Here is a 7,526-nt window from a genome sequence, read left to right as displayed (position 1 = left end):
TTCGAGTCGTTTCGAGAGACCGTTCGGACCTGCCCGGTGCCGGTTGTGATCGCCGGTGGTCCGAAGACAGACACGCTGCTCGGCGCCCTTCAGCAGACGGCGGACGCCATCCGTGCCGGCGCGCGCGGTGCCGTGGTGGGCCGCAATCTCTGGGGGCATGGCGATCCGGAAAAGGCAGCGATTGCCTTTCGGGGCGTCATCCATGACGGCCTTTCGGCGCAAGACGCCTTGGCGAAGGCGGGTGCCTGAACGATGCCAACCGTCCCTTCAATCCTCGGCTTCGGAGCTATTGCGATCGACGACATCGTCTATGTCGATCAGCCGTTGTCGGCGGGCAAGGGGAAGGTCCTGCAAAGTGCCCGAGCTTTCGGGGGAAATGTCGCGACGGCACTTGCCGCCGTCGCGCGGCTCGGCGGAACCGCCGGGTTCGTCGGATGGCTGGGCAGTGCCGCGGATGACGCCGTGCTGTGCGATCTCGCTGCGAGCGGCGTTGAAACCGTGTTCGCGCCGCGCCACCCGCACGCGCGCCCGGTGCGCTCGCGCATCACCGTCGGTTCGGATGGGGAGCGGTTCATCGCGTATGACGACGAAGCGATGCTGGGTACCGCGCCGGACTTTCCGGACGAAGTCCTCAGCCGCGCGACCGTCCTGATCGTCGATAGCTATGCGATCCGGTCGCTGGATGTCGTGGCTCGGGCTAGCGATCTCGGCCTTGCGATCCTCGGCGATATCGAATGGAGCAGCGGCCCAGCCACGGAGCGGCTGATCGGGCTCTGCGACCACCTCATTCTTCCCCTGGGCTTTGCGCGGACCGCTACGGGCTGCCGATCGCCCGCCGAGATGCTTGATGCATTGTGGTCGCCGTCGCGATCCGCCGTCGTTCTGACCGATGGCGGCAGGGGCGTGTACTATCGCGGACGCGACGAGACAGGGCTCTGGCACCTGCCTCCGCACCGGGTTGCAGTCGTCGACTCGACCGGCGCCGGTGACTGCTTTCACGGCGCCTATGCCCATGCATTGACGCGCGGTGCCGACACCGCAGGCCGGGTCGCATTCGCCGCCGCGGCGGCCGCCCTTTCGATAACCGGGCGGGGCGGGCGCGAGGCACTTCCGACCAACGACCAGGTCACGGAACTCCTGGCATCGACGAACGCGCCGTCGGCAGTCGAACTGAAATATGCGCGGCTCGATACCGAAACATTGCCCGAACTATCCGAGGAAAATATTCGCAGGTGAACATAGGCCGAGGACAATCATAAAAATCAGTGGCTTAGACTTGTGGAGGGAGGAATATGGCAGAAGTCGTTCTTGAGAATATCTGCAAGACATACGGGAACAATTTTCACGCAATCGACCAGTTGAACCTGTCGGTCGAGGACGGTGAGTTTTTGATTCTCGTCGGGCCTTCCGGCTGTGGCAAATCCACCGCGTTGCGGATGATCGCGGGATTGGAGGACGTCACCAGCGGCAGCCTTCGAATCGGCGGCGTCGACGTCGTCGACATGCCGCCCAAGGACCGCGACATCGCGATGGTCTTCCAGAGCTACGCCCTCTACCCGCATATGACGGTGTTCGAAAACATCGGCTTTTCGATGCGGCTGGCAGGCAAGTCGAAGGCCGAGCGCAAGAAGCGCGTGGACGAGATCGCCAAAACCCTTCAACTGACGTCTCTGCTGGACAGCAAACCCGCGAACCTTTCAGGCGGACAGCGTCAAAGGGTTGCCATGGGCCGCGCCATGGTGCGCGAGCCGGCAGCCTTTCTCATGGACGAACCCCTTTCCAATCTGGACGCGAAACTGCGTGTTCAAATGCGCGCCGAAATCACCAGCCTGCAAAAGCAGCTCGGCGTCACGACCATATATGTGACCCACGACCAAACCGAAGCCATGACGATGGGCGACAGGGTCGCGGTGTTGAAAGGCGGCGTGCTGCAGCAGGTCGACACACCCAAGAGGCTCTATGAATCGCCGGTGAACGCCTTCGTTGCCGGCTTCATCGGGTCTCCTTCGATGAACCTTTTCGAGGCGACCCTGACGGGCGACGAACTGATGCCCGGCGCGTTAGCCATCCGGCTGCAGGATGCAGCCTTCGTGCGCAGGCCGGGCTTGAGGTCGTATGCGGGGCGCAAGGTCGTGTTCGGGATACGACCGGAGGATCTCTATGACAGCAGCCTCGAATCCGGCCGCAAGTATCAGACGATACCGGCAAAGGTGACCTCGATCGAAGAACTTGGATCCGAACAAATCGTCCATCTCAACATCGATGCGGTCCGAGTGGACTCCGGCGACCCGGACGCAGTGCAGGATTTCGGCCTGGCGTCGAACGCGGTGGCGAAATTCGAACCGGTCAGCACAGTCCGCTCCGGCTCGGAAATCCGGTTGGCCCTGGATGACGCCAAGCTCCATTTCTTCGATCCCGAGACGCATCTGGCGATCTGAATATCCGCGGCAAGGCCCGCAGGCGAGGGTGAGGCGCCTGCGTAAGAAGACTTCTGAATAACCAGACGATCGTCCGCATTGTGCGGTCGATCCCAAAGAAGGAGGAGAAAATGATGTTTCGTATTAAACCCGTGATGCTGAAAATAGCCGCGGCCGCATGGTTGCTTGGCGCAACCGGCGCCATGGCGGACACGACGCTGGAATTCACCCAATGGTGGGAGCCCGAATTGCCGGCTGGCTCGCTCAGGGCAATCATGGATGACTTCGAGGCCGCAAACCCCGGAGTCAAGGTGACGCTGGTCAGCGGCCCCTACGCGACCACGCGAGACCAGATCTCGGTTGGTGCTGCAACCGGAACGCTCAGCGACGTCGTCGGTCTCGACGGTGCCTGGGTGAACAATCTGAATGCGCAGAACGCACTCGCCGACATGAATCCGATGATGGATGCGAGCGGTTTCGACAAGAGCCAGGTCGCGGACATCATCAAGGTGGACGGCAAGGCGGTGATGTTTCCCGTGGCTTCCTTCGTCTATCCGGTCTTCGTGAATTTGGACCTCGCCGCCCAGGCAGGCGTGACCAAGCTGCCGTCGACCCGTGCGGAGTTTCTCGAAGCCGCCAAGAAGATGACGAAGGCCGACAAGAACCAGTATGGCTGGGTGCTGCCCCTGTCGCTGCAAACGCCATCCGGCGTCCAGAACGACATGATGTCGTGGGTTTGGGCTTCGGGTCAGTCGATGATGGCGAACGGCAAGCCAGACCTTGAGGGCAAACCGGTGGTGGATATGCTCACCTTCGTCAAATCACTCAACGACGCCGGCACCATCTCGCCCGGCATCGCCACCAAGACCGAGCAGGAAAAGGTCGAGGAGTTCGTCAACGACCGCGTCGGGATGATGATCGACTCGCTCGCGCATGTGAACCTCATCCGCAAGCGCAATCCCAAGCTGAACTTCGACCTCATCCCGGTCCCTGTCGTGGAAAACTATACCGGCAAGCGCGGCCTTCCCTATGCCTCCTGGGGCATCGGCATCTCTGCTGCCTCGAAACATCAGGAAGAGGCCTGGAAACTCGTCCAATATCTGATGAGTGAAAAGGTGAACGCCAAGCTCGTGTCGCTTGCAAACGCCTTCCCGGGCAACGTCAACGCCAAGCCCGACTTCGTGACCTCGGACAAGGCTTTCGGCAAGGCTTTTGAAATCTTCAAGACCGGTTATCTCGCCAATGAGTTCACGGGCCTACCGGTGGCTGAAGACCTGATGACCCAGTTCGACGTGCAAGCCCAGAAGATGCTCGCCGGCGAGCAGTCTCCCGAACAAGCCGCCGCCGCCGCTCAGAAGGGCTGGATGGCGAAATTCTGATCGGCCTGTTCCCGTTTGCTATCTTCGACCGGGTGGCCTGACTTCGGGCAGGCCACTCGGCAACAACGGATCGGCAATTTGAGATGAACCTGTTTTTGAAGCTTACCTTCTCTTGAAGGCGTATCCCAAGGTTGGCACATGACCCGGCAAAAACGCTCCCACCACAAGCTGAAACGAGCGGTCGCACCCTACCTCTATCTGTCGCCTTCGCTGCTCATCATCGGGCTGCTGATGCTGCTGCCGATGGTGACGGTGATTGCCTACTCGTTCCAGAACAGTGCGGTGCTGCGTCGTGACCCATCCTTTGCCGGACTGAAACACTACCAGGCGATCTTCGACGACCCCGTGTTCTGGGCTTCGCTGTGGCACACGCTCTACTTCACATGCATGAGTGTCATTTTCCACATGACCATCGGCATGGCCTTCGCGCTCATGCTGAACAGCGACCGCATTAATCCGACGCTGCGCAATATTCTGCGCGTGCTCTACATACTGCCCTGGCTGTTCACCGCGGTGATTATCGCCGTGATCTGGCGCCTCCTGCTTGAGCCGAACGGTGTCGTGAATAGCATTCTCATGCAAATCGGCATCATCGGTTCCAAGGTCGAATGGTTTTCCTCGCCTCAGACCGCGCTGCACGCCGTCACCTTTGCCAATATCTGGGCGGGCTATCCGCTCTTCATGGTCAGCCTGCTCGCGGGTTTGCAGGGCATTCCCAAGGATTTCTACGAGGCCGCCGATATCGACGGGGCGAAAGCCTACCAGAAGCTGATCTTCATCACCATCCCGCAGCTGATGCCGATCATCATCAGCATCTCGCTGCTCGACTTCATCTGGACCATGCAGGTCTTCCCGTTAATCTGGATAACGACGGGCGGTGGCCCGATCTACTCGACCGAGGTCCTCAGCACCTACACGTACAAGCTGGCGTTTTCGAGCTACAACCTGTCACAGGCGTCGGCGAGCGCCGTGGTCATCCTGCTGATCTCTCTCGGCCTGACGCTGTTCTACATCCGTTATCAGAAGGCTCGGTAGTCACCATGAGGAAACGAAACTCTGGCAAAGACAAGCTGATCACCGTCGCGCTGCATGTTGCTCTTGCGGCTGGACTGTTCTTCGCAGCCTTCCCGATCTACTGGATGCTCAGCAGCTCGTTCAAGTCGAACACCGAAATCTTTGCCCTGCCACCAACCATCCTGCCAAAGGCCTTCACGCTGGAAGCGTATGCAGCCATCCTTGGCGACCCGGTAAAGCTGCGTTTCTTCTTCAATAGCTATTTCGTGGCGGGATCGGTGACCGTGCTGACGGTGCTGATCGCCTTGCTGGCGGCCTACGGGTTCAGCCGCTTCAACTTCCGCGGCAAGGGCAGCCTGAACACAATCATCATCAGCACGCAGACGATTCCGCCGATCACACTTTTGATCCCCTTCTTCGGGCTTGTCGTCTCATACGGTATCTTCGATACCTACGTCGCACTGATCCTGACTTACCTGGTGTTTACACTGCCGTACGCGATCCTGCTGATGACGGGATATCTGAACACCTTGCCCCGCGATCTCGATGAAGCCGTGGCTGTCGATGGCGGCACCAGTTGGACAGCGCTTTGGCGGGTGATCGTCCCGATTTCACTGCCTGGTATCGTGGCGACGTCGGTCTACACCTTCCTGTTGTGCTGGAACGAATTTCTCTTTGCGCTGACGCTGACGAAGTCAACGTCCATGCGCACCGTCCCGATCGGCATCCAGCTGTTGATGGGGCAGCACGCCTTCGAATGGAACCAGATGATGGCGATGAGCGTGCTCGGCTCGCTACCGCTCTTGCTCATCTACCTCGTTGCCCAGAGGTACTTCCTCGCCGGCATGACCGCAGGCTCGGTCAAGTAGGATGTCCTTCCCACGGCGACGCAGAGTGGCATCAAGCAATAAGCGGCATCAAGGAATGAAAGTATGAACGTGAAAGACCTCAAAGTCGGCTGCCAGACCTTCACCTGGGAAATGCTTGGCAAGGCCTGGACCGGCGGCCCCGACGATCTGCTGAAGGCGATCGCCGATGGCGGCTATGCCGGCATCGAGATCACCGACACCATGATCGGCCACTATGCCCGCAAGCCAGCGGAATTCGCCGCCGCGCTGAAGGCGTCCGGTTTGATGCTGGTCTCCTTCGCCTTCGGCTCGAACAGTGGTTTTACGCTGAAGGAGAAGATCGGCACCGACCTCGATACCGCCAAACGCTGGATCGACTTCGCCGCTGCCTTCCCAGGCGCGCTGGTGTCGATGGGCTCTGCGACGGTGGTCTCCGACGGCCCGCGCGACGGCAAGTTCGCCATCGCCGCCGAGGTCTACAACAAAGCCGGCGAACTCGGGCGCAAGGCCGGCGTCCAGGTCGCGGTGCATCCAAGTTCGCACCACAACACGCTGCTGTTCGACCGTGCCGACTACGACACGATCTTTGCCTTGCTCGACCCCGATCTGGTCGGCTGGGTGCCGGATACCGGCCATATCCTGCGTGGCCACAAGGACATGTCCGATACGCTGCGCACCCACCGCGACCGCATCCGCTACATCCACTTGAAGGACGTCGATGCCAACGGCACCTGGGCCATGCTCGGCAAGGGCGTCTGCGACACGCCTGCGGTGATCGAGATTGCCAACACCGCGCCACGCTTCAACGGCTGGCTGGTGCTGGAGGAGGAATCCGAAACGGCCGCCGCCGATCCCGCCGGCGCGGTGAAGACCAACCGCCAGACGATGCGCTCCTACGGCGCCTGAAGAACGAGACGATGATCAAGAAACAGGACAGACGCCTCAGGGTTGGCGTGCTCGGCTGCGGCCCCATCGCGCAGTTCGCGCATCTGGAATCCTGCGTCAAGGCCGGCAATGCCGACCTCTACGCCATCTGCGACGCGGCACCCGACCTGCTCGCCCGCATGGGCGCCACCTACGAGCCGCAGAAGATCTATGCCGACTATGATGCGATGCTCGCCGATCCCGAATTGGAAGCCGTGATCGTCGCCACCTCGGACGCCTATCACGTGCCGATGTCGATCAAGGCGCTCGATGCCGGCAAGCATGTTCTGTGTGAAAAGCCGATCGGCACCTCGGTCGAGGAAGGCGAGGCGCTGGCGCAGGCGGTCAGGCGCTCGGGCAAGGTGCTGCAGGTCGGCCACATGAAACGCTTCGATCCGGCGCTGGAGGCGGCGCGCGACTTCGTCCACGACGAGATCGGTGAGGTGCTGGCGCTGAAGGCCTGGTATTGCGATTCCACCCACCGCTACACCAATACCGATGCCGTGCAGCCGCTGCCCGTCACCAGCAAGCTGGCGAGGAAGCCGGCGGGAAATCCGAAGGCCGATCTCAGGCAGTATTTCATGCTGGCGCACGGCTCGCATCTCGTCGACACGGCGCGTTTCCTGTGCGGTGATATCGTCGCCGTGCGCGCCCGGCTCAATGAGAAATTCGGCGCCTATTGCTGGTTCGTCGAGACCGAGTTCGCCAGCGGCGCGCTCGGCCATCTCGACCTGACCGTCGCCGTTCGCATGGACTGGCACGAAGGCTTTCAGCTCTATGGCGAGAACGGTTCTGTCATCGCCAGGACCTTCAACCCCTGGTACTTCCGCGCCAGCGAGGTCGAGATCTTTCACGAGAAGACCGCCACCGCCCACAAGCCGCTCGGCGCCGACGGCCATTTCTTCCGCCGCCAGCTGGAAGGCCTTGCCCAAACGGTGCTGGAA

Annotated in this window: 7 protein-coding genes and 1 pseudogene; all 8 read left to right on the top strand. The window is 61.0% G+C overall.

Annotated features, from left to right (window positions below; translation table 11 throughout):
- Positions 1–249, top strand: a pseudogene (locus EN935_RS14990) (aldolase); the annotation flags it as partial.
- Between the two features lie 3 nt (positions 250–252).
- Complete coding sequence (locus EN935_RS14985; protein WP_127262267.1) at positions 253–1,236, top strand: PfkB family carbohydrate kinase; 984 nt, start codon at positions 253–255, stop codon at positions 1,234–1,236.
- Positions 1,237–1,292: 56 nt separating this feature from the next.
- Positions 1,293–2,438, top strand: a complete 1,146-nt coding sequence (locus EN935_RS14980) for an ABC transporter ATP-binding protein (RefSeq protein ID WP_127262266.1) — start codon at positions 1,293–1,295, stop codon at positions 2,436–2,438.
- A gap of 110 nt (positions 2,439–2,548) precedes the next feature.
- The gene (locus EN935_RS14975) at positions 2,549–3,796 is read left to right on the top strand and encodes a sugar ABC transporter substrate-binding protein (protein ID WP_127262265.1); all 1,248 of its coding nucleotides are present in this window, start codon (positions 2,549–2,551) and stop codon (positions 3,794–3,796) included.
- Between the two features lie 138 nt (positions 3,797–3,934).
- Entirely contained in the window at positions 3,935–4,831 is an 897-nt protein-coding gene (locus tag EN935_RS14970) for a sugar ABC transporter permease (RefSeq protein WP_109661869.1), read from the top strand.
- A gap of 5 nt (positions 4,832–4,836) precedes the next feature.
- Positions 4,837–5,679 (top strand): carbohydrate ABC transporter permease, encoded by an 843-nt coding sequence (locus tag EN935_RS14965; protein ID WP_109661871.1) that lies wholly within the window; start codon positions 4,837–4,839, stop codon positions 5,677–5,679.
- 63 nt (positions 5,680–5,742) lie between these two features.
- Entirely contained in the window at positions 5,743–6,564 is an 822-nt protein-coding gene (locus EN935_RS14960; RefSeq protein WP_127262264.1) for a sugar phosphate isomerase/epimerase, read from the top strand.
- A gap of 11 nt (positions 6,565–6,575) precedes the next feature.
- Positions 6,576–7,526 (top strand): Gfo/Idh/MocA family oxidoreductase (locus EN935_RS14955; RefSeq protein WP_164771140.1); only part of this gene is annotated, 951 nt, incomplete at its 3' end.

The organism is Mesorhizobium sp. M7D.F.Ca.US.004.03.1.1, assembly GCF_003998635.1.
Classification (GTDB): domain Bacteria; phylum Pseudomonadota; class Alphaproteobacteria; order Rhizobiales; family Rhizobiaceae; genus Mesorhizobium; species Mesorhizobium loti.
This window is presented reverse-complemented; position numbering and strand designations above follow the sequence as displayed.

Bases quoted from the DNA above. Each gene is read 5' to 3' on its own strand.
- EN935_RS14985 (WP_127262267.1), top strand. From the start codon at position 253: ATGCCAACCGTCCCTTCAATCCTCGGCTTCGGAGCTATTGCGATCGAC.
- EN935_RS14980 (WP_127262266.1), top strand. From the start codon at position 1,293: ATGGCAGAAGTCGTTCTTGAGAATATCTGCAAGACATACGGGAACAAT.
- EN935_RS14975 (WP_127262265.1), top strand. From the start codon at position 2,549: ATGATGTTTCGTATTAAACCCGTGATGCTGAAAATAGCCGCGGCCGCA.
- EN935_RS14970 (WP_109661869.1), top strand. From the start codon at position 3,935: ATGACCCGGCAAAAACGCTCCCACCACAAGCTGAAACGAGCGGTCGCA.
- EN935_RS14965 (WP_109661871.1), top strand. From the start codon at position 4,837: ATGAGGAAACGAAACTCTGGCAAAGACAAGCTGATCACCGTCGCGCTG.
- EN935_RS14960 (WP_127262264.1), top strand. From the start codon at position 5,743: ATGAACGTGAAAGACCTCAAAGTCGGCTGCCAGACCTTCACCTGGGAA.